Raw genomic sequence first — 23845 nt, 5'->3', positions numbered from 1 at the left:
ATCTGCCCAACCCAATAGGCTTTAAGAATGGATACATCAACTAACTTCATGCATGTAATTCGTTCTTTAGTGACATACCGATTACTGCAAACAGCTTCAGAGACTTTCATTATGGCAGGGACGGGCAAGATAGATTGCGGTTCAGCAGCACCGGCAAAAATAGGAAAATAAACGAAGAATATGATCAAAAAACTTCTCATAGCAGCCACCTATATAAATTCATTTAAAGGATAAATATCGCTTTAAATTGTTACATAAATGTTGAATGAGAAATTGTTCTGTGGTGCGAACTCAATTATCACAATAATAAAAGTATCTCTTGGGCTGGCATTTCATTGCTCAAAGCCCAAGTTATTTTATTCATCCGTCTGAAAAACCGTCACACGCCCATATTCATGACATCTTGATAAGCGGCAACTAGCTTATTACGCACTTGGATACCGAGCTGCAAAGAGACAGATGATTTCTGCATATTCACCATCACATCATTTAGGCCGACACCGGGCACACCTAATTCAAAATTCTGCGCCAGAGTACGGGCTGTCTGCTGGTTATCACTGATTTTACCAATAGCCGCTTTTAATTCGCTGGCAAAACCGGCCTCAGCGGGCAGTGTTCTTGCTGAACCCGATGCTTGCAATGCAGTCACTTGCAATTGCTGTAAAACCCCTTCAATACCTTGAACAGACATGCTCATCCCCAAAATGCGTCAGTAGGCCAATAACTGCGTGGCAAATAGGTGCGCTAATGCGGATATTTGCCATCCAGCAGGTATTACTTTTTTCAGGTTGACACCCTAACACATCATTTTTGCGCTAAAGCGGCTAAATAGACCCAAAAATACCGGCTTATTGAGCCATCAAATTTCCACTTACAGCAAATAATGGCATGCCGATATAGTCCAAATAATTTGAGTTGCAGGAAGGCGGCAAGGGAGAGAATCCCAATGAGCTTACTGTAGTAAGTGATTCGGGTGACAAATCTGCCGGGAGCAGATTTGAACGCTGCCTGCGGCGGCCTCACAGAGGCGAGGCCCATGGACGGGCCGAGTAACGAGCGTGGCCAACGCACATGCGGCTTGAAGTATGGCGAGTATAACAGGGGATATCAGCTATTGATGCTTTATCGCTCACAGCACTTGGGAGTCTGTTTTGTTCCAACACATTAGTTACATAAAAAATACTAACTCAAACGTTGTTCAGCTTGGCCAAGGACGTGTATGAATGCCTCGATAACTGGCGGTGAAAATCGTGAGAATAACTTTACGACGACACTGGCACGCCTACGCGCGAATCCGAAAATCCCACTGTTGATTGCAGCGGCTGCGGTCATCGCTATTATTGTCGCGTTGATGTTATGGGCTAAAAGTCCAGATTATCGCGTCCTTTATAGCAACCTGAGTGATCGTGATGGCGGTGATATCGTCACGCAATTGACGCAACTGAATATTCCCTATCGTTTCGCGGATACTGGCGGAGCGCTGTTGATCCCGGCAGATAAAGTGCATGAAACTCGTCTGCGTCTGGCACAACAAGGTTTACCTAAAGGTGGTGCCGTCGGTTTTGAATTGCTGGATCAGGAAAAATTTGGCATTAGCCAATTCAGCGAGCAAGTCAACTATCAGCGAGCACTGGAAGGTGAACTCGCTCGAACTATCGGCACACTTGGCCCGGTACTGAATGTCCGGGTACATTTAGCAATACCGAAACCTTCGCTATTTGTTCGTGAGCAAAAATCGCCAACAGCCTCTGTCACACTCGCCTTGCAACCTGGCCGCGCACTCGATGATGGTCAAATCAATGCCATCGTCTACATGGTTTCCAGCAGTGTGGCGGGTTTACCCCCTGCAAGTGTCACTGTGGTGGATCAAACAGGCCGTTTGCTGACGCAATCTGATAGCGCGGGCCGCGACTTAAATGCGGCACAACTTAAATTTACTAATGAAGTGGAAAACCGTTTCCAGCGCCGCATTGAAACTATCCTGGCACCGATGGTGGGTAGCGGCAATATTCATGCGCAAGTCACCGCACAAGTTGATTTTGCCAGCCGTGAACAGACCGATGAAGAGTACAAACCGAATCAGGCCGCCAACCAAGGAGCAGTACGCTCTCAACAAGTCAGTACCAGCGAACAACTGGGCGGCACCAATGTCGGCGGAGTTCCGGGGGCATTGTCTAATCAACCATCAGTGACCCCAGTTGCACCAATTGAAGTCCCTCCAGCCACCCCCGCAGCGGGTGCCGGTGCAGCTACGAATACTGCCAATGCAGCGAACCGCCCGGCGGTGACCACGACTGCTGCTAAACAGACGGCGACGTCAAGTAATAGCCGCCACGACCAAACCACTAACTTCGAAGTTGACCGCACTATCCGCCACACCCAGCAACAAGCAGGTATGGTGCAGCGCCTCTCCGTCGCCGTGGTCGTCAATTACGGCATGGATAAAGCGGGCAAACCTATTGCGCTGAGCAAAGAGCAATTAGCGCAGGTGGAATCACTGACACGCGAGGCCATGGGCTTCTCTACTGACCGTGGCGACACTCTCAATGTGGTCAATACGCCATTTAATGCTACTGGCGAAGATACCGGTAACAGTCTGCCATTCTGGCAGCAACAGTCGTTCTTTGATCAATTGCTTAATATTGGTCGCTATTTGCTCATCTTACTGGTCGCGTGGATCTTATGGCGCAAACTGGTTCGCCCACTGATGGAGAAAAAACAAGTAGCGGATAAAGCAACAGCGTCGGTCAATAGCATAGTACAGACCGCACAAGCTTCTGAAACAGCGAAACAAACTAAAGAAGAGCTGGCCCTGCGTAAGAAAAATCAGCAACGAGTGAGTGCTGAAGTTCAGGCCCAGCGTATACGCGAACTTGCGGATAAAGACCCACGTGTTGTCGCGCTGGTTATCCGTCAATGGATGAGTAATGACCAATGAGCCTGACCGGAACTGAAAAAAGCGCCATCATGCTGATGACACTGGGCGAAGACCATGCCGCAGAGGTATTCAAACACCTTTCCTCGCGCGAAGTGCAACAGCTCAGTACCACCATGGCCAGTATGCGGCAGGTTTCTCACCAACAGTTGGTTGATGTATTGGCTGAGTTTGAAGACGATGCCGAGCAATATGCGGCTCTGAGTGTGAACGCCAGCGATTATCTACGCTCGGTACTAATAAAAGCATTGGGCGAAGAACGTGCATCCAGCTTGTTAGAAGATATTCTGGAATCACGCGAAACCACCAGCGGCATGGAAACCCTCAACTTCATGGAGCCGCAGATGGCGGCCGACCTGATCCGCGACGAACATCCGCAGATTATCGCCACTATTCTGGTTCACCTGAAGCGCGCTCAAGCGGCCGATATTCTGGCGCTGTTCGACGAGCGTCTGCGCAACGATGTCATGCTGCGTATTGCGACCTTCGGTGGGGTTCAACCAGCCGCATTGGCGGAATTGACCGAAGTGTTGAACAATTTGCTGGATGGCCAAAACCTCAAACGCAGCAAAATGGGCGGTATCCGCACTGCGGCCGAGATTATCAACCTGATGAAAAGCCAGCAGGAAGAAACCGTTATGGACGCAGTACGCGAATACGACGGCGAGCTGGCACAGAAAATTATCGACGAAATGTTCCTGTTCGAGAATCTGGTCAGTGTCGACGACCGCAGCATCCAGCGTTTACTACAAGAAATCGACAACGAATCGCTATTGATTGCCTTGAAAGGTGCCGATCAGGCGCTGCGCGAGCGCTTCCTCAGCAATATGTCACTGCGTGCGGCAGAAATTCTGCGCGACGATCTGGCCACCCGTGGGCCAGTGCGTATGTCACTGGTCGAAAACGAGCAGAAAGCCATCTTGCTGATTGTCCGTCGTTTGGCGGAAAGCGGCGAGATAGTCATCGGCGGCGGCGAGGATATCTATGTCTGATAGGATTAATGCCCTGCCCTGGCAGCCCTGGTCACTAAATGACTTTGCCAGCCAACCAGAACCTACTGCTGCCACCGCGCCGCCGGATATCAGTATGTTGTTTACTGATGAGCAAAAAGCGGATACCGCGCTAACGGAAAGTGATCAGCAACAAACACTGATGAACCTGCAACTCGAAGCCGAGAAACAGGGCCGCCAGCAAGGGTTTGCCAAAGGGTTGCAAGAGGGTTTGGATAAAGGTTACCAAACCGGTTTGGAAGAGGGGCACCAGCAAGCGCTGGCAGATGCTGAGAAACAGTTAGCTCCGATCACCGCGCACTGGCAAACCTTAGTCGATGATTTTCAAAATACCCTTGATGCGCTGGACAGTGTGATTGCCTCGCGATTGATGCAAATGGCCTTAGCAGCAGCAAAACAAATTCTGGGGCAACCGGCAATTTGCGATGGCACCGCGTTACTGGCTCAAATCCAGCAAATGATTCAACAAGAGCCGATGTTTGCCGGTAAACCGCAATTACGGGTGAATCCAAATGATTTAGCTGTGGTGGAACAGCGCTTAGGCTCGACTTTGAGTTTGCATGGCTGGCGCTTATTGGGTGATAGTCAAATTCATCCCGGCGGATGCAAAGTCAGCGCCGAAGAAGGCGATTTAGATGCCAGCCTGGCAACACGCTGGCATGAGCTGTGCCGCCTGGCAGCACCGGGAGAATTATGATGACCGCTCGCCTTGGCCGCTGGCTCGCATCGATGGACAAGTTCGAAGAACGTATCAGCCAATCAACCACCATTCGCCGTTACGGGCGGTTGACGCGCGCCACAGGTTTGGTGCTAGAAGCCACCGGTTTGCAACTTCCCCTCGGCGCAACCTGCCTCATTGAACGCCATGATAACGGCGAAGTTCAAGAAGTTGAGAGTGAAGTGGTGGGTTTTAATGGCCAGCGTCTGTTCTTGATGCCGCTCGAAGAGGTCGAGGGAATTGTGCCCGGCGCCCGTGTTTATGCCCGCATCACCACCGGCGGGGCTTCTGCCAGTAAACAATTACCACTCGGCCCAGAATTACTGGGGCGTGTATTAGATGGCAGTGCCAAACCGCTTGACGGCTTACCTGCACCAGAAACCGGTTATCGGGCTCCCCTGATTACCCCCCCCATCAATCCATTACAACGTACCGCGATTGAACAGGTTTTGGATGTTGGCGTGCGCACAATTAATGCCCTGCTGACGGTCGGTCGAGGTCAGCGTATGGGCTTGTTCGCCGGGTCCGGGGTGGGGAAAAGTGTCTTGTTGGGCATGATGGCCCGCTACACCCAAGCAGATGTCATTGTGGTTGGGCTTATCGGTGAACGTGGCCGTGAAGTTAAAGATTTTATCGAGAATATTTTAGGTACCGAGGGGCGCGCGCGCTCGGTAGTTATCGCCGCCCCCGCTGACGTATCGCCGTTGCTGCGCATGCAAGGCGCAGCCTATGCCACCCGTATTGCAGAAGATTTCCGCGACCGTGGCCAACATGTGTTGCTCATCATGGACTCTCTGACGCGCTACGCCATGGCACAACGCGAGATAGCACTGGCAATCGGCGAACCCCCGGCAACCAAAGGTTATCCGCCCTCCGTATTCGCCAAATTACCGGCACTGGTTGAACGCGCGGGTAACGGCGTGTCTGGTGGCGGCTCGATTACAGCATTTTATACGGTACTGACCGAGGGCGATGATCAGCAAGACCCGATTGCCGACTCTGCGCGCGCCATTCTCGATGGTCATGTGGTGTTATCTCGCCGTCTGGCAGAATCCGGTCATTATCCCGCTATTGATATCGAAGCTTCTATCAGCCGTGCGATGACCTCACTGATTGATGAGAATCACTACAGTAAAGTTCGCCAATTTAAACAGTTACTTGCAAGTTTCCAACGCAACCGCGATTTGGTCAGCGTAGGAGCCTATGCCGCCGGTAGCGACCCATTGTTGGATAAGGCCATTACCCTCTACCCGCAAATGGAAATCTTCTTGCAGCAAGGTATGTATGAACGCAGCAGTTACGAAGATGCCTGTCAGCATCTGAAAAGTCTGTTTCCGGGCTAATAGCTAACACCCCTGCGGCGTCAAGCACGAAAGGTATTGAGGAATACGATGAAAAGTCAGTCACCTCTCATCACCCTGCGCGACCTGGCTCAAAAGGCGGTTGAACAGGCAACGACCCAATTGGGGCAGGTGCGCTTGTCCTATCAGAATGCTGAGCAGCAACTGAGTATGTTGCTGTCTTATCAGGATGAATATCGGGTGCGGCTGAATGACACGCTGAGTAATGGCATGGCCTCCTCCAGTTGGCAAAATTATCAGCAATTTATTCAAACATTGGAGCAAGCCATTGAGCAACATCGTCATCAGTTGGCCCAGTGGAATGTAAAAGTTGAACAAGCAGTGAAGCATTGGCAAGAAAAGCAACAGCGGCTAAATGCATTTGAAACGCTGAACGAGCGAGCTGAAACCACCGCACGTTTACACGAGAACCGTTTGGATCAAAAACTGATGGATGAGTTCGCCCAGCGCGCCTCACAAAGGAGTCTACATTCATGAATCTATCTCTCTTGCCTACTGCTATCACTGCAAGTGAAGCCGAGGGCGCAGCATCCTCGACATCTATTGCCGCGTTGTTTACCGACGCAGGATTGCCGGCCGATTTTGCCAAACTTCTAGGCGACCAGTTGGGAAAAGAACTCACCGCCCTGGATGCTTCAACCCTAAAATCATCTTTAGCCGCAGCGACTGACATCACCCCTGAAGTTGACAGTAGTAAGTCAACCGTCGGTAACAGCAAGTTGAATCAGTTGTTGGCCGCATTGGGGGATATCAGTGCTGCGCTGCCAGCGGGTTTAACCCATGCAGGACAAACTGGCGATGCCGCAAGCATCAAGAAAACCACCATCAATGAGAGTGGCAAGCCGGATAGTGCCAGTGATAAAACTCACGATAAAGTCGACCCCGCCGCATTACAAACCTTGCTGGCAATGTTGCCGCATCAGGTGGCTAACACATTGAGCGGGCAAAAAGCCCCCCTGACTGATACTAATGGCCTGACGAACAATAAAACGACGGCCAAGCAAGATATTGCCACTCTCACCAGCTTGACCTCACAAGATAAAGGTTTAGCCGCACTGATTGGTGGCACCCTGGTCAGTATGAAAAGTGAGAAGGCCATGGACAGTGTAAAAAATGATAAAGCCATAAACAGTGACGATGTATTGGCGGGTGTAGCCACGAAAACAAAAATAACGGCTGCATCGGATAAGCCAGCCCCGTTGAGCGCGAAAGATATCGACAACAACACGCTCAATGCGAAATCCGCCCCACTGGCAGCACAAGCTGAAACCATCACGCCCGCCGCTGCGGTGGATAAAACCTTGGTCAGTTCAGCTCCCCAGGCCCATTCTCTTCCCCCGGTATCCAGCCCTCTTTTGCCAACTACAGCTACCGCCAGCGCCCATGTCAGTGCGCCCGTCAGTGGTTATTTAAGTGCGCAACTGGGCAGTCAAGAATGGCAACAATCACTTGGGCAACAAGTGATTATGTTCAGTCGCAATGGGCAACAAAACGCCGAGTTGCGGCTCAACCCGCAAGAGTTGGGTGCGTTGCAAATCAGTCTGAAAATAGAAGATAAGCAAGCACAATTACATTTTGTTTCAGCTCATAGTCAAGTTCGGGCCGCGATTGAAGCCGCTATGCCAAGCTTACGCACCGCCTTGGCCGAAAGTGGTATTGAGTTAGGCCAAAGTAGTGTCGGCAGTGAAGGTCAATGGCAACAAGCACAGCAACAGAGCCAACAAAATCAGCAAGATTTCGCCTCACGCGGTCAGCCAGGTTATGGTGAATTCGCCTCTGGCGAAGCACAGGTGAGCACGCCGCTGCTCACACCAGCCGCATTGCAAGCTCTGGCCAATGGCAATGGTGGCGTTGATATTTTCGCCTAAAAGGCGCTGTTAATTTCACCAAAAGGGGACAAACGGACAAGCTAGGCCGTTTTTCTCCACCTATTCTGCCTATTGGGATTAAGGATAAGCGGGATAATCATCAGCAATAATTCGGATAGCTTGGTGTCAGTGGCCCCAGGCTGTTATACCCAAAATAATTCGAGTTGCAGGAAAGCGGCAACTGAGCGAACCCCCAAGAGCTTACACTGGTAAGTGACTGGGGTGATTGAGCGCAGCCAACGCACATGTAGCTTGAAGTCTGACGGGTATATTGTGATCCACCGGTTTGATACCAAAACAGGAATTTGCCTTCTCCATGTCTCAAAATACCTTCCCGGCCAAGCGTAAGAGTTCAATCTGGGTGATCCTGCTGGTGCTGATTGCGGTGGCAGCAACTGCGGGTGGCGGTTATAGCTGGTGGGCACTCAAGAAGAGTCAACCAACCACAGCGAAAGTCGCTCCTGTCATCCCGGTATTCATGCCCTTGGAGACCTTTACGGTCAATCTGATCACGCCGGATAATAATCTGGATCGTGTGCTTTATATCGGATTAACGTTAAGGCTCCCCGACGATAGCACGCGTGCAAAACTCAATGACTATCTACCGGAAGTGCGCAGCCGGTTACTGTTACTGCTCTCTCGTCAATCCGCTGACAGTCTGGCGAACGAAGAAGGCAAGCAGCGCTTAGTCGGTGAAATTAAAAACGTTCTTAGCCCGCCAATGGTTAAAGGTCAACCTAATCAGGTAGTCAGCGATGTGCTGTTTACCGCATTTATATTGCGATAATCATTATGGGCGATAGTATTCTTTCACAAGCAGAGATTGACGCACTGTTAAACGGTGACAGCGGGGGTGATGAACCCGAAGCCGTCACTGGAAACGAGACAGACGTTAAGCCTTATGACCCGACGACCCAGCGACGTGTGGTGCGTGAGCGCCTACATGCACTGGAGATAATCAATGAGCGGTTTGCCCGTCAGTTTCGGATGGGGCTGTTTAACCTGTTACGCCGCAGCCCGGATATCACGGTTGGCCCAATAAAAATTCAGCCATATCATGATTTTGCCCGCAACTTGCCGGTGCCAACCAACCTCAACTTAATACATTTGAAACCATTACGCGGGACGGCGCTGTTTGTTTTCGCCCCGAGTCTAGTGTTTATTGCCGTTGATAACTTGTTTGGTGGTGATGGCCGCTTCCCGACAAAAGTGGAAGGGCGCGAATTTACTCACACAGAACAACGCGTGATTAACCGGATGCTACGGCTAGCGCTGGATGCATATCGTGACGCTTGGGCTCCCATCTATAAAATTGATGTGGAATATGTCCGCTCTGAAATACAGGTGAAATTCACCAATATCACCACCTCCCCTAACGACATCGTGGTCACGACACCTTTCCAGGTGGAGATCGGCGCGTTGAGTGGGGAGTTTAATATCTGTATTCCGTTTGCCATGATTGAGCCATTGCGCGAACTGCTGACCAACCCGCCACTGGAAAACTCCCGTCAGGAAGACAGCCATTGGCGTGAAACGCTGGTCAAGCAAGTTCAGCACTCTGAGCTGGAATTGGTCGCTAATTTTGTCGATATCCCGCTGAGATTGTCGCAGATACTCAAACTACAGCCGGGGGATGTGTTACCGATAGATAAACCTGAGCGACTGATCGCGCATGTCGACGGCGTGCCCGTGCTGACCAGTCAGTACGGGACATTAAACGGGCAATATGCCCTACGTGTTGAACATTTGATTAACCCTATTTTGAATGCTCTGAATGAGGAACAGCCCAATGAGTGACCCTAAGTTTCCGTCTGATGATGGAAAGGAATCCGTGGATGACCTGTGGGCTGATGCGTTTAATGAGCAACAGGCAGTGGAGAAACCAGCGGCCACTACCGAAGGCGTATTTAAATCACTGGAAGCACCTGATGTCCTGGGCAACCTGCAAGATATTGATTTGATTCTCGATATCCCGGTGAAACTGACCGTCGAGCTGGGCCGCACCAAAATGACTATCAAAGAGTTGCTGCGCCTGTCTCAAGGTTCAGTCGTTTCCCTTGATGGCCTGGCAGGTGAACCTTTGGATATTCTGATTAACGGTTACCTGATTGCACAGGGTGAAGTCGTGGTGGTTGCGGATAAATACGGCGTGCGCATCACTGACATTATTACTCCATCAGAACGTATGCGTCGTCTGAGCCGCTAATGACCGCAGCACAAAGGGTGGCAATAACATCAACTGAATCAACATCGGCAGCTGTTGATCCGGTAGCGGCGAAGACTTCAGTAGCAACTGATATCCCGGTGACTACGCCGCAGACCCCCGTCACCGGATTTGCCGCCAGCCACCCCGGCACCGCCACGCAACAAACAGCCCCGGCGATGCCCGCAGGCTCAGTGTTGACCCAAGTCGGCAGTGTGCTGGGGGGAATTTTGCTGTTGATTTTATTTGCCGCCTGGCTGGTGCGCCGATGTGGTTTTGCGCCACAAGCCCGCAACAATAAGCTATTGAATGTGCGAGCCAGTTGTCAGGTCGGCCAACGCGAGCGAGTGGTCATTGTCGAAGTAGACAACACTTGGTTGGTATTAGGTGTCACCGCCCAACAAGTAACGCCGCTCCACACACTGGAACGCCCTCCGGTTGACGAACCCAGTACCGCGCTGTCGTCTGACACAGGAAAACCGGCTGATTTTCGCCAACTTCTGAACAGCTATTTATTAAACAAAAAACCGCTATTAAGCAAGAACTCAAAACACCCGGAAAAATCGGCATGATGTCTCTGCGTCCGCTCATGAATAAAGTCCCTTTGCTGCTGCTCGCCCTGCTCTGCTCTCCGGCGGCATTAGCTCAATTACCGGGCATTATCAGCCAGCCGTTGGCGAATGGTGGGCAAAGCTGGTCTTTACCCGTACAGACGCTGGTTTTTATCACCACGCTGAGTTTCCTGCCCGCCGCATTGCTGATGATGACCAGCTTTACCCGCATCATTATTGTGCTTGGTTTGCTGCGCAACGCATTGGGCACCCCCTCAGCACCACCCAATCAGGTGATGCTGGGTTTAGCGCTGTTTCTGACGTTTTTCATCATGTCGCCAGTGTTTGACAAAGTTTATCAAGATGCTTATCTGCCCTTCAGTCAGGACAAGATAAGTATGGAAGTGGCGATGGATAAAGGCTCGCAACCATTACGTGAATTTATGTTACGCCAGACCCGCGAAACTGACCTGGCTCTGTATGCCCGGCTAGCTAATCTGCCGCCATTGGAAGGGCCGGAAGTGGTGCCAATGCGCATTCTGTTGCCCGCCTATGTCACTAGTGAGCTGAAAACCGCTTTTCAAATTGGTTTTACTGTATTTATTCCGTTTTTGATTATCGACCTGGTGGTGGCCAGTGTGCTGATGGCGCTGGGGATGATGATGGTGCCGCCCGCCAGTATTTCGCTGCCTTTCAAGTTGATGCTGTTTGTATTGGTTGATGGCTGGCAGTTGCTACTGGGTTCTCTGGCACAAAGCTTTTATAGCTGAGGTAGATACATCATGACACCAGAATCGGTAATGGCCCTCGGCGTTGAGGCAATGAAAATCGCCCTTGCATTGGCCGCGCCATTATTACTGGCTGCATTGATTAGCGGCTTAATTGTCAGTCTGTTGCAGGCCGCGACACAAATTAATGAAATGACACTGTCATTTATCCCTAAAATACTGGCTGTTTTTGCTACGTTGGTTATCGCAGGCCCGTGGATGCTAAACTTGATCCTCGACTATATGCGTAATTTGTTTACCAGCTTGCCGACGTTGATTGGCTAAGCATGGTCTCTCTTGATACCACTCAACTCAGCGTCTGGGTCAGCCAGTATTTTTGGCCATTAATCCGCATATTGGCCTTAATCACTACTGCGCCAGTATTAAGTGAAAAGCAGATAAATCGCAAAGTCAAAGTCGGTTTGGCGGTATTAATCACCTTTCTGGTTGCCCCCTCCCTGCCCCCGGTCAATATTCCACTCGTCTCCAGCGGTGCCGTGTGGGTCGCGGGTCAGCAGATATTGATTGGCGTTGCTATCGGCTTGACCATGCAGTTTGCTTTTGCGGCTATCCGGCTGGCCGGTGAAGTGATTGGTTTACAAATGGGATTGTCTTTCGCTACCTTCTTTGACCCCTCTGGCGGGCCAAACATGCCGGTTCTCGCCCGGTTGTTAAACTTATTGGCGATGCTGTTATTTCTCAGTTTTGATGGCCATTTGTGGCTAATTTCTTTATTAGCGGACAGTTTTCATACTTTACCTATTCAGTTCGAGCCGCTGAATGGCAATGGTTTCCTGGCATTAGCACAGGCCGGTTCATTGATCTTTATGAATGGGCTGATGCTAGCCTTGCCACTTATTACCCTGCTACTCACCCTGAATATGGCATTAGGTATGCTTAACCGCATGACACCACAACTTTCTGTTTTCGTTATAGGTTTCCCGCTGACATTGACGGTCGGTATTATTTCGTTGGGCTTGACCATGCCTCTGTTAGCCCCTTTTACCGAGCACCTATTTGGCGAGTTTTTCGATCGGCTGGCGAGTGTTATCAGTGGGTTAGCGGGTTAGCGGGTTAGCCAGTGAGAGGAATCCTGTGGGGCTAGCCCACAGGTTGAAAGCAGATTACTTATTCAGCTGGAACAGAGACAAGCCCTGCATATTGGTGAATGTAGTGTAAGAAGCCTGTAAGGCGGCCTGCTGCATAACATAGGAAGAGATAGCCGCCGTCCAATCGACATCCACTAAATCGCTCATCCGCTGCTTGTTGATCAAGGTGCGGTCTTGGCCCAAACTATCAAGGTTGTCCAACTCTTGCAGTTGAGTACCAATTCCTGCCTGAACAGATAACACATTATTCAATGAGTTAGCCATGCCGCGGATACCTTTATCCATCGCCGCATTCACTTGTTCTTTAACCTCATCGGTTGCACCTTGCATTGGCGTCTTGAGGGCATTGAGAACAGTATCTATGGTATTAAAGATATTGTTTTCAGAAGCCACCGGAGCACCATTAGCATCATCAGGTTCTGGTTTGGCATTGCTGGTCAGCGCCATAAAGACACTGTCACCGGTGTGACCGACCGTCATTGACCGATTCGCATCGACTTTTTGCTCAATCGCCACATCACCGCCCACATAAGTCACTTCACCGGTTTTGCTAACAGCAAAAGGCGGCTTATCACTTTGAAAACCACCAAAAATATAGCGGCCATTACCGTCAGTGATGTTCGCCTGATTAACCAGTTGGTCTTTCAAACCCTGCAATTGAGTGGCATAAGAGGCGCGGTCATCATCACTCAAAATATCGCTCTTGGCACTGATGATGACACTCTGAATTGACTGAATGGTGCTGGTGGCCTGCGCCAAAACCGTGGTTTCCAGTGATGAACTCTGGCGGGCGAAGCTACGTGCCAACGCGTACTGGTTATTCTCCGACTCGGCTTGTGACACCATTACCGCCTGAGATGCCGACATCGGGTCATCCGAGGGATTAACCACGCGCTTGCCGGTGGAAAGTTGTTGGCCTGACTGCATCCAAAGGGATTGAGCATTGGTGATGCCCTGCATATTTTGTTGATACAGCATGCTGGTACTTAAGCGCACGATGTCAGTTCCTGTTAGCAACAGTTTAGCCAGCCGGCCCGCACAAACCGCCATTCTGACTAAACCTAAAATGAGATAAGCAGCGGCAATGCCGCTAACCAAAACTTAACCGCGCAGGCTCAGCAACGCGTTAAACAACGTCGAAGCGGTCTGAATGACTTGGGCATTCGCCAAATAATATTGCTGGAAACGCTGTAAGTCGCCGTACTCTTCATCCAGGTTCACCCCAGAAATAGACTGCTGTTCTGCGGTTAGCTGCTTGACAATATTGGCCTGTGCCGTGCTGTTGGTTTTCGCCGTCGCCGTCTGGTTACCGACATTACTGACCAACCCGGCATAAGCCCCCGAAAATGTCGCTTTACCGTCGACCAATTTTTGGGTTTGCAGATCCAATAGCGCCTGCGCGTTGACATTGTCACTCGCGCCGCCATCCTTGGTACCACCCGCAGCAATCATGCTGGAGTCCGTAATGGCGACCTGCAAATTAGCGGCCACATTGGAAACCGTTTTAATGGTGAATTTATCTTTGGCTGCTGGCCCCGACGTACCATTAGTGACGCTGACCGCGATACCGTCGAAATTCAGTGTGGGTTTGCCATCTTTATCCGTTCCGGCGGTGGTCGGAACTTTAGTATTGTCCGACAAGCGCGTGACCTGCCAATCGGTACCATCGAACTCCACCGTGTAATCACTGGCTTTGACTTTCGAGGTGTCGGTGTAACTGACGGTTAAGCTGGCATCACCCTGATTTTTCGCGTTTTTCAACACAGAAGGTTTAGCAAAACTAAAGAAATCTTCGCCCCCATCACCATTAGCATCAAAACCCGCTTTATGCTGAATATTAAAACTATCGGCCATCACCAAAGCTAATTGGCCCAATTGGTTACGTGCGCTATCTAGCGCTTCACTGCGGAATTTCAGTGTTCCGCCGAGCGAACCGCTGGTCAGGCGACTTTCGTCTATCTCAATGGTGTCGCTAGTGCCGTGTTTATAGCCTAACGTGAGGCGGGTTGCATCGGCGCTGGAAGGAATGGCTTCCACTTTATAAGCATTCGGCCCTTGTACCAGAGATAAACCTCCGGCAAATGACACATTGTAAGCATCGCCATCTTGCTGAGTGACTGCCACCGGCACAATCTGGTTTAACTCGGTAACCAGTTGGTCACGTTGGTCGAGCAAGGCGTTTGGTTCGCTACCGCTACTACCGCGCAGGCGGGTAATCTGGTCATTTAACTTGGCGATTTGCTCAGCATAGTTATTAATTTGCGTTGCACTGTCACTTATCTTTTGGTTGACGCCAGTATCCATATCACGCAGATATTTATCCGCATTCTGGAATTGGTTAACTAACCCTTCGGCCTTGCCCAATACCGTTTTACGCGCCGCGTCATCGCCCGCGTTACTCACCAGATTTTGCAGGTTGTTGAAGAAGTCCTGCAAGGTGGTTGAGATGTTATTGGAGGTATTAGCCAGTAAATTATCAATCTGCGAGATTTGTTGATAATAGGTCGTCAGTCCACTGCTTTGGGTTTGTGATGCGCGTAACTGGTTGGTAATAAAGGCATTATACTCACGGTTAACACCGGTCACTGCCACGCCATTACCAATAAATCCCGCTGGGCTTAATGTCCCGCCATTTTGGGCAAAAATAGTGTTCTGGCGGTTATAGCCAGCCACCTGAAAATTGCTGATGTTGTTACTGACGGTGCTCAAGGCATATTGGGCTGCGCTCAGACCACTCATCGCAGTATTCATTAAACTATTGGACATGAAGAGATCCTTTTACCGCAGGCGATTTACATCACGCACCTGCATTTATTAATATTGGGATACTGCCTGAGGGGATCTACGCCCCCGCACAGCCTATTCAGAGTATCGGCCCGAGTTTGGAAAACTTGAGTAAAAATATGGGTGTAAACTGGGTTCAATTTTCAAAATGGCCAGTAAAATAGCCTATTAAAAGAGAGAGTCCAGATTGCTGCTATAGGCTTTCACTGCTTGCTCGCCAGCATTCTTCATTTGCTGAATAACATTGACCAATTTTTGGGCATATTGCGGGTCAGTTGCATAACCAGCGCGCTGCAAAGCATGGGCACCTTGTTCAGGGCTTTGGGCGGCAGCCACATTGGCGTAGCGCGGGTTTTGGGTCAGCAATTTGACATAATCACTGACCGCCTCGACATAAGAGCCATATACCCGGAAGCGCGCAGTGGTTTTCTTCGCCACACCTTGCTCATATTCCGTGGTGGTAATTTCACTGACCGGGCCATCCCAGCTACTGCCCGCTTTAATACCAAATACGTTATAGCTGCTTTTGCCATCAGCCGTTGGGATCTCGCGCTGACCCCAACCGGATTCCAGCGCGGCCTGCGCCATAATAAGTTGGTGCGGGATGCCACTTTGCTGGCTGGCAATTTGCGCCGGAATAGACAGTCGCGCGACGAAATTACCGGTGCTTTGCGGCAGTGAAACTGGGCTATTGGCTGGCGGTGTCGGCATTGCCCGACGAACCATTTGCTCCAATGCTCGCGCCGGAAGAGTTTGCAAGACTTCATTATCCAGCATCATTGGCACCGTGCCGGCAGTTTCACTCGGTGAAGAGGTTCCTGAAAGCTGCTCCACCATCATGTCAGCCAGTCCAAGTCCCTTGAGCGACATTTGCTGCGCGATTTGCTGGTCATACATTGAGGTATAGAGCCGGGTCTGGTCACTGTTCATGATCCCCTCTTGCGGCAAGGCGGAGCGCATGCTTTTAAGCATCATCTGCACAAACATCCCCTCCACCTGCTGGGCAACCTTCTTTAGGTTGCCATCAGGATCTCTCGCCGCGTCACGTTTCAAGGTATTCAGTGATTGGGCATCATAGGCTGCTCCGAACATTTCATTGGCGCTGCCGGACATTGCCATCAAATCGCTCATTAGATAATTTCCAATTTAGCCCGTAAGCAGCCGGCACTCTGCATCGCCTGCAAGATAGACATCAAATCAATCGGTGTTGCCCCCAAGGAGTTCAAAGCGCGCACCACATTATTCAGATTCGGGCTAGCATTGACGCGTTGCAATGCGCCCCCCTGCTGCTGAACGGAAATCTGGGTATTCGGTGTCACGACAGTCTGCCCACCACCAAAAGGAGTATCTGGCTGGCTGACGGTATTCTGTTTATCAATTACCACTGACAAGTTCCCTTGCGCCACGGCACAAGAGTCAAGCATGACGTTGCGGTTCATTACCACCGAACCAGTGCGCGAGTTAATAATGACTTTGGCATCACCCGCATCAATATTCACCGGGATGTTTTGAATATCCGCCAGGAAACGCACTTGCGAACTGTTACCCCGTGGCACCAAAACCTGGATAGTGCGAGCATCGATGGCGGTCGCGGAACCAAAACCGCGTTGGCGGTTAATAGCATCACTGACCTGCTGTGCAGTGGTGAAATCTTCAGTATTCAATTGCAGATTAATCACCCCATCCGTGCCAAAGGTGGTGGGCAGCTCGCGTTCAATGGTCGCGCCATTGCTAATGCGCCCGCCAGTCAATTGGTTGACCTGAACACTGCTGCCGCCGGAGGAAGCACCGGCCCCGCCCACTAGCACGTTACCCTGCGCCAAAGCATAAACCTGATTATCAACCCCTTTCAGTGGGGTCATCAGCAAGGTGCCGCCACGGATACTTTTGGCATTCCCCATTGAGGACACCACCACATCGATGGTTTGCCCCGTGCGGGAAAATGCCGGTAGCTTGGCAGTGACCATCACCGCCGCCACGTTTTTGAGTTGCATATTGGTGCCCGGTGGCACGGTAATACCCAATTGCGACAGCATGTTGCTGAGACTTTGCGTGGTAAACGGCGTCTGCATGGTCTGGTCACCGGAACCATCCAAACCGACCACCAGACCATAGCCAATCAATGCGTTATCGCGCACTCCCTGAACGGTTACCAAATCGCGGATACGCTCAGCTGACGCCGGAAATGACCCCAGCGTAAACAGCACAATAAGCTGCATGATAAATAGGGTGAAAAGTGACTGTTTACGCATCAATGGGCCTCTTAGTACGGCGAAACATTAAGGAAGAACCGCTGCAACCAGCCCATGGTTTGCGCTTCATTGATATAACCATTGCCCACATACTCGATGCGCGCATCAGCCACCTGAGTTGAGGTCACTGTATTGCTGCCACTGATGGTGCGTGGGTTGACGACCCCAGAGAAACGAATGAATTCAGTTCCCTGATTAATGGCGATTTGTTTCTCACCCACCACATGCAAGTTGCCGTTAGCCAGCACTTGATCCACCGTCACCGTGATGGTGCCACTGAAGGTATTGTTAGCATTTGCCCCGCCCTTGCCACCAAAGGTGCTATCACCAGAAATATCCAAATCAGCACGCGCATTACCCAATAATCCCTCCAGATAGCGCGGCGCGGTGGCGACACCAAATTTGCTGGAACCGTTACGGCTGGCATTGGCAGAAGAACTTTTGCTGGCACTGACATTTTCCTGCAAGGTGATGGTCAGTGTGTCACCGATATTACGCGGGCGACGGTCTTCAAATAGCGGCTGATAACCATAATTCATCGGCTGGGCAGCTTGGAAAATAGAGCCATTTGGAAGTGGCGCACTGGCAGCGGCTGGTTGTGCTGACGTCGAGCCATCCACCAAGGGTTTATGTGGAATATACGCACAGCCATTGAGCAATAGCATCGCCATCAACGGCGCACTAATCCATCTCAACTCACCTAATTTTCGCAGCGGCGATGTATCCATCTCTGATTATCAATCCTGTAACCTGTTAGAGGCTGGCAAGGTCAGCCATTCTGCGGCTATCAGGGGGCGCTCTTGCCCCCCGAGAGCGGATTTACAGCTGTGTCAGTTTTTGCAACATCTGATCTGAAGTTGAAACCGCTTTACTGTTGATTTCATAGGCGCGTTGCGTCTGGATCATATTGACCAACTCTTCCGCCACATTGACGTTAGAAGTCTCAACATACCCTTGATACAACAAGCCACCGCCGTTCAGGCCCGGCGTCGTTTCATTCGGCGCACCGGAACTGGCAGTTTCCTGGTACAGGTTTTCACCGACACTTTCCAGGCCGCTGTTGTTAATGAACGTAGCCAGAGTCAGTTGTCCCACTTGCTGCGTGGCCGTTTGCCCCTGCAAAGTGACACTGACGATACCATCGCGCCCGACGGTCATACTTAATGCATTGGCCGGAATGGTAATCGCCGGTTGAATCTGAAAACCACTGGCTGTCACCAGTTGGCCATTTTGATCAACCTGGAAAGAACCGTCGCGGGTATAGGCATTGGTGCCATCAGGCATCTGCACCTGAAAGAACCCCTCGCCTTTGATAGCCACATCTTTGGTGTTATCGGTTTTGGACAGGTTACCTTGGCTATGTAAACGCTCAGTGGCCACCGGGCGAACACCGGTACCAATCTGCAAACCCGATGGCAAGGTGGTCTGCTCGGAAGATTGTGCTCCCGGTTGACGCATCGTTTGGTACAACAAATCTTCAAACACCGCCCGCTGACGTTTAAAGCCATTGGTGCTAACGTTCGCCAAGTTGTTGGCGATAACGTCCATATTGGTCTGCTGTGCATCCAAGCCGGTTTTGGCAATCCAGAGTGATCGGATCATCAGTTTATTCCTCTGCGCCTATGCGCTTAGCTGATTGCTAACAGCTGGTTAGCGCGCTGTTCGTTTTCATCCACGCTGTGGATGACTTTCATCTGCATTTCGAAACTGCGGGCATTGGCAATCATATCGGTCATAGCTTCAACCGCTTTCACGTTGCTGCCCTCCAGCACCCCCGGCATCACTTTGATGAGCGGGTCATTAGCCAACTGAGCACCACGCGCCTGTTGGGTCGCGGCTGTCAGATGGAACAAACCGTCATCGCCGTGCATCACTTCACCGGCAGTGGCTCTCACTCGCTTGATTTGCCCCAACTGAGCAATGGTATTCGGTGAATCACCGGCGTTCAGTGCCGAGATAGTCCCGTCCGCAGCAATAGTGATCGCCGCCTGAGGGGGGACATCAATCGGGCCGTTGTCACCCATTAATGGATAACCCTGCACAGTCATCTGCCCGTCAGCTGAGATCTGAATATTCCCGTTACGGGTATAGGCTTCAGTGCCATCAGGCAATTGAACCGCTAAATAGCCATCCGGCTGCAAGGCCACATCCAACGGGCGACCGCTGTAGTTCATCGTCCCCTGGCTGATATCTACCCCTGGGGTCGACGCCGTGACCATAGTGCGCGTGGCCATACTTGGCCCATCAATAGGTACGGCCCGCATCGCCGCTAACTGCGCGCGGAAACCCGGCGTTGAGGCGTTAGCCAGATTATTAGCGGTAACCGCTTGCAGTTCGAGGGACTGCCGGGCAGCCCCCATGGCGGTATATATTGCGTGATCCATGAGCGAGTCCCGTCAGTGCGATTAACGCAGGTTAACCAGAGTTTGTAAGATCTGATCCTGGGTTTTGATGGTCTGCGCGTTCGACTGATAGTTACGCTGCGCCACAATCATGTTCACCAGTTCTTTACTCAAATCCACGTTAGAGGACTCCAGTGCGCCGCTGGTCAAGGTGCCAAAGCCGCCGCTGCCCGCCGTCCCAAGAATCGCGTTACCCGAGGAAAGGGTTTCTTTCCAGACGTTATTGCCCTCAGATGACAAGCCTTCTGGGTTAGCAAAGTTAACCATCACGATTTGGCCCAGCAATTGGGTCTGTTGGTTTGAATAAGTCCCGACCACCGAGCCGTCGTTGTTGATTTGGAAGCCAGTGAATTCGCCCGCTGCATAGCCGGTTTGGTTTTGGGTAACAATGCTGTCGGTGCCGGTATTTTGCTGCTTGCTACCCGCCACATTCAGCGCGAACTCTTGTGCCGGCGCACCATTAACGACCCCCATTGGGATGGTCATATTGAAGTCAGTGGTGCTGGCTGCATTGGTACCATTTGTCACACTTTTCAGTGCACCATTAGTATCAAACAGCATTGAACCGCGTTTCTCGGCAACTTGTGCGGGAACGGCGCTGCTATCACGGGTGTAAACATCCCAAGAGTTACCATTTACAGCATCTTCGGAGCGCTTAACATAAAACACGTTGATTTCATGGCGGTTACCCAAGCTATCAAAGGTGGTCATGTTATTCACAAAGCTATAGGTATCGGGCTTATCGGGATCAAACGTCGGGGTGGTTACACCGCCACTGGTTGTATCGGCTGGAATGATGTCGTGCGTCGAGGTCAGGTTTGCCACCATATTACCGGCGGTGGTGGCTTTCGCTGGGATCATGCCCTGTGGGATAGACAACGGAATCGGGTTGGCCCCTTGCTGTACTGTCGGCGGCGTACCTGTTGCCGGGTAACCGGTCAGGTTGAGGCCCTGCATGTTGACGATATTGCGGTTCTCATCGAGCTTAAACTGACCGTTGCGGGCATAGAAGATGCCGCCGGTGCTGTCTTGCATGCGGAAGAAACCATTTTGGCTGATAGCCAGATCCAGACGGCGATTGGTGGTGGTGGTGGTGCCGTCGTTAAAGTCCTGAGTAATCCCCGCAACCTTAACGCCCATCCCGGTCTGAGAGCCGGCGAACATATCGGCAAAAGAAACTGAACCGGCTTTAAAACCTGAGGTTGCCGAGTTGGCGATGTTGTTACCGATCACATCCAGGTTACTGGATGCTGCGTTCAAACCGCTGACTGCTTGAGAAAAGCCCATTTTCTTCTCCGTTAAATTCTTGGTCCGTTACAGACCTAAAGCGTTGATGACATATCAAACGCTGTTTTTAATCATCAAGACCTGAGTGAATCACCGTCTTGTCTGTTGTGTTGTGCTGTTACGATTTACAAAATTTGGCGCACTTGATCCAGCGTGGTGGTACCCGCCAGACCCAAGTCCAGTTTGGAACCATCGACTCCTTTGGTCACACCGTTGACAATGGCGAAGCTCAAAGGTGTCGCTACCACCGATGCACCGCCGTTAGTGGCAGTGATCGCCACGGTATAAGCGCCGTCCGGTGCATTACCACCGGCCTCCAGTGAGCCATCCCAGGTAAAGGCATGCACACCCGCCGTCAAGCCGCCAATATCTATCGTTCGGACTGCCACGCCATTACTGTCGGTGATGGTGGCCGTCACTTTGTCAGCAGCTTGCACCAGCTCAACACCGAATGGGGTGGTGGTCACAACGCCGTCTTTACTCCCTGCCAACACATTGGTTCCTGGAATCATCACGCCGCGACCAATCAGGCTGCTAGCTTGCAATGATTGGCTGTTATCAATTTGGCCGGAGATAGAACCCAGAGTGGTGTTCAATTTTTCAATGCCGCTCACGGTGTTGATCTGCGCTAATTGCGTGGTCAACTCGTTGTTTTGCATTGGATTGGTCGGATCCTGATTTTTCAACTGTGCCACCAACAACGTCAGGAAACTGTTTTGCAGATCCTGGCTGGTGCTGCCGCTGGCTGAACCGGTGCCGCTAGTGCTGTTAATCCCGTAATCACTATCAGTCAGGGAATTCGTAATGGCCATGTGTACAGGCTCCTGTTATTGACCTAATGTCAGCGTTTTGAGCATCAACGATTTCGTCGTATTCAACACTTCAACGTTGGCCTGATAACTGCGCGAAGCTGAGATGGTGTTCACCATCTCGCCGGTGATATCAACGTTAGGCATCCGGACATACCCCTTGGCATCGGCCAGTGGGTTACCGGGTTGAAAAACCAAACGATCCGGCGCAGGGTCATCAACGACTTGTGCAACACGCACACCACCGGTTTCTTGCCCCGGCTGAGCCGCAACCTGAAACACCACTTGCTTAGCACGGTAGGGTTGGCCATCCGGGCCAGTCACACTGTCGGCGTTCGCCATGTTACTGGCGCTGACGTTCATCCGCTGCGACTGAGCTGATAATGCTGAACCGGCAATATCAAAAATATTCAGTAAAGACATCCGCCTTATCCTTGTTGTAACACTGACATCATTCCTTTGATCTGACCGCCAAGAACGGTCAAATCGGTCTGATATTTCAGGCTGTTATCGGCAAAATTGGTACGTTCACGATCCATGTCCACCGTGTTGCCATCCATTGATGGCTGGTCTGGAACCCGGAATAATAAGTCCAGGTCAGGCGGCTGAACTGTGCTTGCAGGGATATGACGGGCTGACGTTAAACTGAGTGACACCCCGGTTCCACTGACTCGACCTTGCTCCATCACTTTTTTCAGTTGGCTGGAGAAATCAATATCACGTGCCTGAAAGCCGGGCGTATCCGCATTAGCAATATTGGACGACAGGATCTCCTGTCGTTGCGCGCGCAAATTAAGCGCCTCTTGTTGAAAACGCAGAGCACCGTCCAGTTTGTCGAGCATAGTCCCCCCGCAAGGTTAGAATTTGGAGTCGACAGCATAAACGCCGCACAGGGAAGCCTATCGTCAGAATAAGAGCAAAATGCGTCGCTATTTATCCCCTTAGCCTTGTCGAGGTACAGGTACACTAGTGTGCAAGAGGGGGAGACCCTGATATACCGGGTTGTGTGGACGGAGGGAATGTTGATGACCATGAAAAGAAATGACATCCTAATAATAGCTTTCGGGCTAGTGTTTATGAGTCAAGCATTGGCGCATCAGGCGATGGCGGCAGATTTATCGGCACAGGTAAATCAATTCTTTCGCCAGCAATATCCCGATAAAAGCAGTCAGGTTAATGTCATCATCAAAACCCCGCAGAGCCAGTGGCCACAATGCGAGACGCCCGAAATTACGCTGCCAGCGAATGCCCGCCCTTGGGGAAATATCAGCTTATCAGTGCGGTGCGAGGGTTTACGGCGTTTTATTCAGACCCAAGTACAGGTTAGCGGCCATTATGCTGTGGCCGCCCGTCAACTGACGGCAGGGGCGAAAATCACACCGCAAGATATTGAAATGAAGCAAGGCCGGCTCGATACCCTGCCCCTGAGCACGTTATTGGAACCCAGCTTTGCTCAAGGCGCAGTGAGCTTACGGCAAATCAATGCCGGTCAACCACTGACTCGTAATATGTTGCGCCGCTTGTGGATAGTTAAAACCGGGCAAGATGTGCAGGTTTTAGCGCAGGGTGAAGGATTTAATGTTAACGGCAGTGGCAAGGCCATGAACAATGCCGCGGTACAAGATAATGTCCGGGTGCGCATGGCGTCGGGTCAAATCGTCAGTGGCACCGTGGCTGACGATGGTACAATTAAGATAATGTTATAGTGATTAAAGTTTTTTTAACCTTTGCCGATAATCTTAATATGCAGTTATTTGCAGGTTAAACAGTGACAATCCCGCCATTCTTT

At 51.1% G+C, this 23845-nt stretch carries 26 protein-coding genes; 14 read left to right on the top strand and 12 right to left on the bottom strand.

Going from position 1 to position 23845, the window contains the following annotated elements; translation table 11 throughout:
• Positions 1-379: 379 nt before the first annotated feature.
• A complete protein-coding gene (fliE, locus tag DXZ79_RS08735) occupies positions 380-691 on the bottom strand; it encodes a flagellar hook-basal body complex protein FliE (RefSeq protein WP_038633717.1) in 312 nt (103 codons plus the stop codon).
• A gap of 528 nt (positions 692-1219) precedes the next feature.
• Here fliE and fliF point away from each other — a divergent pair.
• The 13 genes from fliF to fliR all read left to right on the top strand — a co-directional run bounded on the left by fliF (position 1220) and on the right by fliR (position 12483).
• On the top strand, positions 1220-2938 hold the full coding sequence (gene fliF / locus DXZ79_RS08725) for a flagellar basal-body MS-ring/collar protein FliF (protein ID WP_038633719.1): 1719 nt from the start codon (positions 1220-1222) through the stop codon (positions 2936-2938).
• Positions 2935-3927 carry a flagellar motor switch protein FliG gene (gene fliG, locus DXZ79_RS08720; RefSeq protein WP_038633724.1) on the top strand — a complete coding sequence of 331 codons (993 nt, stop codon included), beginning with the start codon at positions 2935-2937 and terminating at the stop codon, positions 3925-3927. The genes fliF and fliG overlap by 4 nt, the downstream gene beginning before the upstream one ends.
• Entirely contained in the window at positions 3920-4642 is a 723-nt protein-coding gene (gene fliH, locus DXZ79_RS08715) for a flagellar assembly protein FliH (RefSeq protein ID WP_038633726.1), read from the top strand. Before fliG ends, fliH begins: the two co-directional genes overlap by 8 nt.
• On the top strand, positions 4642-6006 hold the full coding sequence (fliI, locus tag DXZ79_RS08710) for a flagellar protein export ATPase FliI (RefSeq protein ID WP_038639588.1): 1365 nt from the start codon (positions 4642-4644) through the stop codon (positions 6004-6006). Before fliH ends, fliI begins: the two co-directional genes overlap by 1 nt.
• A gap of 48 nt (positions 6007-6054) precedes the next feature.
• Positions 6055-6501 carry a flagellar export protein FliJ gene (fliJ, locus tag DXZ79_RS08705; protein WP_004392162.1) on the top strand — a complete coding sequence of 149 codons (447 nt, stop codon included), beginning with the start codon at positions 6055-6057 and terminating at the stop codon, positions 6499-6501.
• Positions 6498-7892, top strand: coding sequence for a flagellar hook-length control protein FliK (locus DXZ79_RS08700; RefSeq protein ID WP_162928738.1), 1395 nt, complete (start codon positions 6498-6500; stop codon positions 7890-7892). The genes fliJ and DXZ79_RS08700 overlap by 4 nt, the downstream gene beginning before the upstream one ends.
• A 316-nt stretch (positions 7893-8208) precedes the next feature.
• The gene (gene fliL, locus DXZ79_RS08695; protein WP_038633731.1) at positions 8209-8679 is read left to right on the top strand and encodes a flagellar basal body-associated protein FliL; all 471 of its coding nucleotides are present in this window, start codon (positions 8209-8211) and stop codon (positions 8677-8679) included.
• A gap of 5 nt (positions 8680-8684) precedes the next feature.
• Entirely contained in the window at positions 8685-9689 is a 1005-nt protein-coding gene (gene fliM, locus DXZ79_RS08690) for a flagellar motor switch protein FliM (RefSeq protein ID WP_038633734.1), read from the top strand.
• Complete coding sequence (fliN, locus tag DXZ79_RS08685) at positions 9682-10098, top strand: flagellar motor switch protein FliN (protein WP_038633737.1); 417 nt, start codon at positions 9682-9684, stop codon at positions 10096-10098. The genes fliM and fliN overlap by 8 nt, the downstream gene beginning before the upstream one ends.
• The gene (gene fliO / locus DXZ79_RS08680; RefSeq protein WP_038633740.1) at positions 10098-10667 is read left to right on the top strand and encodes a flagellar biosynthetic protein FliO; all 570 of its coding nucleotides are present in this window, start codon (positions 10098-10100) and stop codon (positions 10665-10667) included. The genes fliN and fliO overlap by 1 nt, the downstream gene beginning before the upstream one ends.
• Positions 10664-11416: a flagellar type III secretion system pore protein FliP gene (gene fliP, locus DXZ79_RS08675; RefSeq protein ID WP_038633743.1), complete on the top strand. Its 753-nt coding sequence runs from the start codon at positions 10664-10666 to the stop codon at positions 11414-11416. Before fliO ends, fliP begins: the two co-directional genes overlap by 4 nt.
• Before the next feature lie 12 nt (positions 11417-11428).
• Positions 11429-11698 carry a flagellar biosynthesis protein FliQ gene (gene fliQ, locus DXZ79_RS08670; protein WP_038633745.1) on the top strand — a complete coding sequence of 90 codons (270 nt, stop codon included), beginning with the start codon at positions 11429-11431 and terminating at the stop codon, positions 11696-11698.
• A 2-nt stretch (positions 11699-11700) separates the two neighbouring features.
• The gene (gene fliR / locus DXZ79_RS08665; protein WP_120011209.1) at positions 11701-12483 is read left to right on the top strand and encodes a flagellar biosynthetic protein FliR; all 783 of its coding nucleotides are present in this window, start codon (positions 11701-11703) and stop codon (positions 12481-12483) included.
• A gap of 54 nt (positions 12484-12537) precedes the next feature.
• Here fliR and flgL read toward each other — a convergent pair whose 3' ends face one another.
• The 11 genes from flgL to flgB all read right to left on the bottom strand — a co-directional run bounded on the left by flgL (position 12538) and on the right by flgB (position 22898).
• Entirely contained in the window at positions 12538-13518 is a 981-nt protein-coding gene (flgL, locus tag DXZ79_RS08660) for a flagellar hook-associated protein FlgL (protein WP_038639590.1), read from the bottom strand.
• A gap of 105 nt (positions 13519-13623) precedes the next feature.
• Positions 13624-15288, bottom strand: coding sequence for a flagellar hook-associated protein FlgK (gene flgK / locus DXZ79_RS08655; RefSeq protein WP_053012576.1), 1665 nt, complete (start codon positions 15286-15288; stop codon positions 13624-13626).
• Positions 15289-15474: 186 nt separating this feature from the next.
• Positions 15475-16437 (bottom strand): flagellar assembly peptidoglycan hydrolase FlgJ, encoded by a 963-nt coding sequence (flgJ, locus tag DXZ79_RS08650; protein WP_038633751.1) that lies wholly within the window; start codon positions 16435-16437, stop codon positions 15475-15477.
• Positions 16437-17558, bottom strand: a complete 1122-nt coding sequence (locus tag DXZ79_RS08645) for a flagellar basal body P-ring protein FlgI (protein ID WP_038633753.1) — start codon at positions 17556-17558, stop codon at positions 16437-16439. Before DXZ79_RS08645 ends, flgJ begins: the two co-directional genes overlap by 1 nt.
• 11 nt (positions 17559-17569) lie before the next feature.
• The gene (gene flgH, locus DXZ79_RS08640) at positions 17570-18286 is read right to left on the bottom strand and encodes a flagellar basal body L-ring protein FlgH (RefSeq protein ID WP_038633755.1); all 717 of its coding nucleotides are present in this window, start codon (positions 18284-18286) and stop codon (positions 17570-17572) included.
• Positions 18287-18377: 91 nt separating this feature from the next.
• On the bottom strand, positions 18378-19160 hold the full coding sequence (flgG, locus tag DXZ79_RS08635) for a flagellar basal-body rod protein FlgG (RefSeq protein WP_038633757.1): 783 nt from the start codon (positions 19158-19160) through the stop codon (positions 18378-18380).
• A gap of 26 nt (positions 19161-19186) precedes the next feature.
• Positions 19187-19942 (bottom strand): flagellar basal body rod protein FlgF, encoded by a 756-nt coding sequence (locus DXZ79_RS08630; protein WP_038633760.1) that lies wholly within the window; start codon positions 19940-19942, stop codon positions 19187-19189.
• 21 nt (positions 19943-19963) lie between these two features.
• Positions 19964-21247 carry a flagellar hook protein FlgE gene (flgE, locus tag DXZ79_RS08625; protein WP_038633762.1) on the bottom strand — a complete coding sequence of 428 codons (1284 nt, stop codon included), beginning with the start codon at positions 21245-21247 and terminating at the stop codon, positions 19964-19966.
• Positions 21248-21372: 125 nt separating this feature from the next.
• Entirely contained in the window at positions 21373-22059 is a 687-nt protein-coding gene (gene flgD / locus DXZ79_RS08620; RefSeq protein ID WP_038633765.1) for a flagellar hook assembly protein FlgD, read from the bottom strand.
• A 15-nt stretch (positions 22060-22074) separates the two neighbouring features.
• Entirely contained in the window at positions 22075-22479 is a 405-nt protein-coding gene (gene flgC, locus DXZ79_RS08615) for a flagellar basal body rod protein FlgC (protein WP_038633767.1), read from the bottom strand.
• 5 nt (positions 22480-22484) lie between these two features.
• Positions 22485-22898: a flagellar basal body rod protein FlgB gene (gene flgB / locus DXZ79_RS08610; RefSeq protein WP_038633770.1), complete on the bottom strand. Its 414-nt coding sequence runs from the start codon at positions 22896-22898 to the stop codon at positions 22485-22487.
• 183 nt (positions 22899-23081) lie between these two features.
• Between flgB and flgA the strand changes: the two genes are divergently transcribed.
• Complete coding sequence (flgA, locus tag DXZ79_RS08605; protein ID WP_038633773.1) at positions 23082-23762, top strand: flagellar basal body P-ring formation chaperone FlgA; 681 nt, start codon at positions 23082-23084, stop codon at positions 23760-23762.
• The last annotated feature ends 83 nt before the right edge of the window (positions 23763-23845 follow it).

The sequence above is a fragment of the Yersinia rochesterensis genome (assembly GCF_003600645.1).
In the GTDB taxonomy this organism is placed as follows: Bacteria; Pseudomonadota; Gammaproteobacteria; order Enterobacterales; family Enterobacteriaceae; genus Yersinia; species Yersinia rochesterensis.
Note: the sequence above shows the minus strand (reverse complement) of the source record. Positions and strands in the feature narration are given on the sequence as shown.

What these genes read in the sequence shown, in the direction of transcription:
- fliJ (WP_004392162.1), top strand. Translation starts at nt 6,055, where the DNA reads ATGAAAAGTCAGTCACCTCTCATCACCCTGCGCGACCTGGCTCAAAAG.
- fliF (WP_038633719.1), top strand. Translation starts at nt 1,220, where the DNA reads ATGAATGCCTCGATAACTGGCGGTGAAAATCGTGAGAATAACTTTACG.
- flgB (WP_038633770.1), bottom strand. Translation starts at nt 22,898, where the DNA reads ATGCTCGACAAACTGGACGGTGCTCTGCGTTTTCAACAAGAGGCGCTT.
- fliG (WP_038633724.1), top strand. Translation starts at nt 2,935, where the DNA reads ATGAGCCTGACCGGAACTGAAAAAAGCGCCATCATGCTGATGACACTG.
- flgC (WP_038633767.1), bottom strand. Translation starts at nt 22,479, where the DNA reads ATGTCTTTACTGAATATTTTTGATATTGCCGGTTCAGCATTATCAGCT.
- flgD (WP_038633765.1), bottom strand. Translation starts at nt 22,059, where the DNA reads ATGGCCATTACGAATTCCCTGACTGATAGTGATTACGGGATTAACAGC.
- flgE (WP_038633762.1), bottom strand. Translation starts at nt 21,247, where the DNA reads ATGGGCTTTTCTCAAGCAGTCAGCGGTTTGAACGCAGCATCCAGTAAC.
- fliH (WP_038633726.1), top strand. Translation starts at nt 3,920, where the DNA reads ATGTCTGATAGGATTAATGCCCTGCCCTGGCAGCCCTGGTCACTAAAT.
- fliO (WP_038633740.1), top strand. Translation starts at nt 10,098, where the DNA reads ATGACCGCAGCACAAAGGGTGGCAATAACATCAACTGAATCAACATCG.
- flgH (WP_038633755.1), bottom strand. Translation starts at nt 18,286, where the DNA reads ATGGATACATCGCCGCTGCGAAAATTAGGTGAGTTGAGATGGATTAGT.
- fliE (WP_038633717.1), bottom strand. Translation starts at nt 691, where the DNA reads ATGTCTGTTCAAGGTATTGAAGGGGTTTTACAGCAATTGCAAGTGACT.
- flgJ (WP_038633751.1), bottom strand. Translation starts at nt 16,437, where the DNA reads ATGAGCGATTTGATGGCAATGTCCGGCAGCGCCAATGAAATGTTCGGA.
- fliM (WP_038633734.1), top strand. Translation starts at nt 8,685, where the DNA reads ATGGGCGATAGTATTCTTTCACAAGCAGAGATTGACGCACTGTTAAAC.
- DXZ79_RS08630 (WP_038633760.1), bottom strand. Translation starts at nt 19,942, where the DNA reads ATGGATCACGCAATATATACCGCCATGGGGGCTGCCCGGCAGTCCCTC.
- fliP (WP_038633743.1), top strand. Translation starts at nt 10,664, where the DNA reads ATGATGTCTCTGCGTCCGCTCATGAATAAAGTCCCTTTGCTGCTGCTC.
- flgA (WP_038633773.1), top strand. Translation starts at nt 23,082, where the DNA reads ATGACCATGAAAAGAAATGACATCCTAATAATAGCTTTCGGGCTAGTG.
- DXZ79_RS08700 (WP_162928738.1), top strand. Translation starts at nt 6,498, where the DNA reads ATGAATCTATCTCTCTTGCCTACTGCTATCACTGCAAGTGAAGCCGAG.
- fliI (WP_038639588.1), top strand. Translation starts at nt 4,642, where the DNA reads ATGACCGCTCGCCTTGGCCGCTGGCTCGCATCGATGGACAAGTTCGAA.
- DXZ79_RS08645 (WP_038633753.1), bottom strand. Translation starts at nt 17,558, where the DNA reads ATGCGTAAACAGTCACTTTTCACCCTATTTATCATGCAGCTTATTGTG.
- fliL (WP_038633731.1), top strand. Translation starts at nt 8,209, where the DNA reads ATGTCTCAAAATACCTTCCCGGCCAAGCGTAAGAGTTCAATCTGGGTG.
- flgK (WP_053012576.1), bottom strand. Translation starts at nt 15,288, where the DNA reads ATGTCCAATAGTTTAATGAATACTGCGATGAGTGGTCTGAGCGCAGCC.
- fliQ (WP_038633745.1), top strand. Translation starts at nt 11,429, where the DNA reads ATGACACCAGAATCGGTAATGGCCCTCGGCGTTGAGGCAATGAAAATC.
- flgG (WP_038633757.1), bottom strand. Translation starts at nt 19,160, where the DNA reads ATGATCCGATCACTCTGGATTGCCAAAACCGGCTTGGATGCACAGCAG.
- fliR (WP_120011209.1), top strand. Translation starts at nt 11,701, where the DNA reads ATGGTCTCTCTTGATACCACTCAACTCAGCGTCTGGGTCAGCCAGTAT.
- fliN (WP_038633737.1), top strand. Translation starts at nt 9,682, where the DNA reads ATGAGTGACCCTAAGTTTCCGTCTGATGATGGAAAGGAATCCGTGGAT.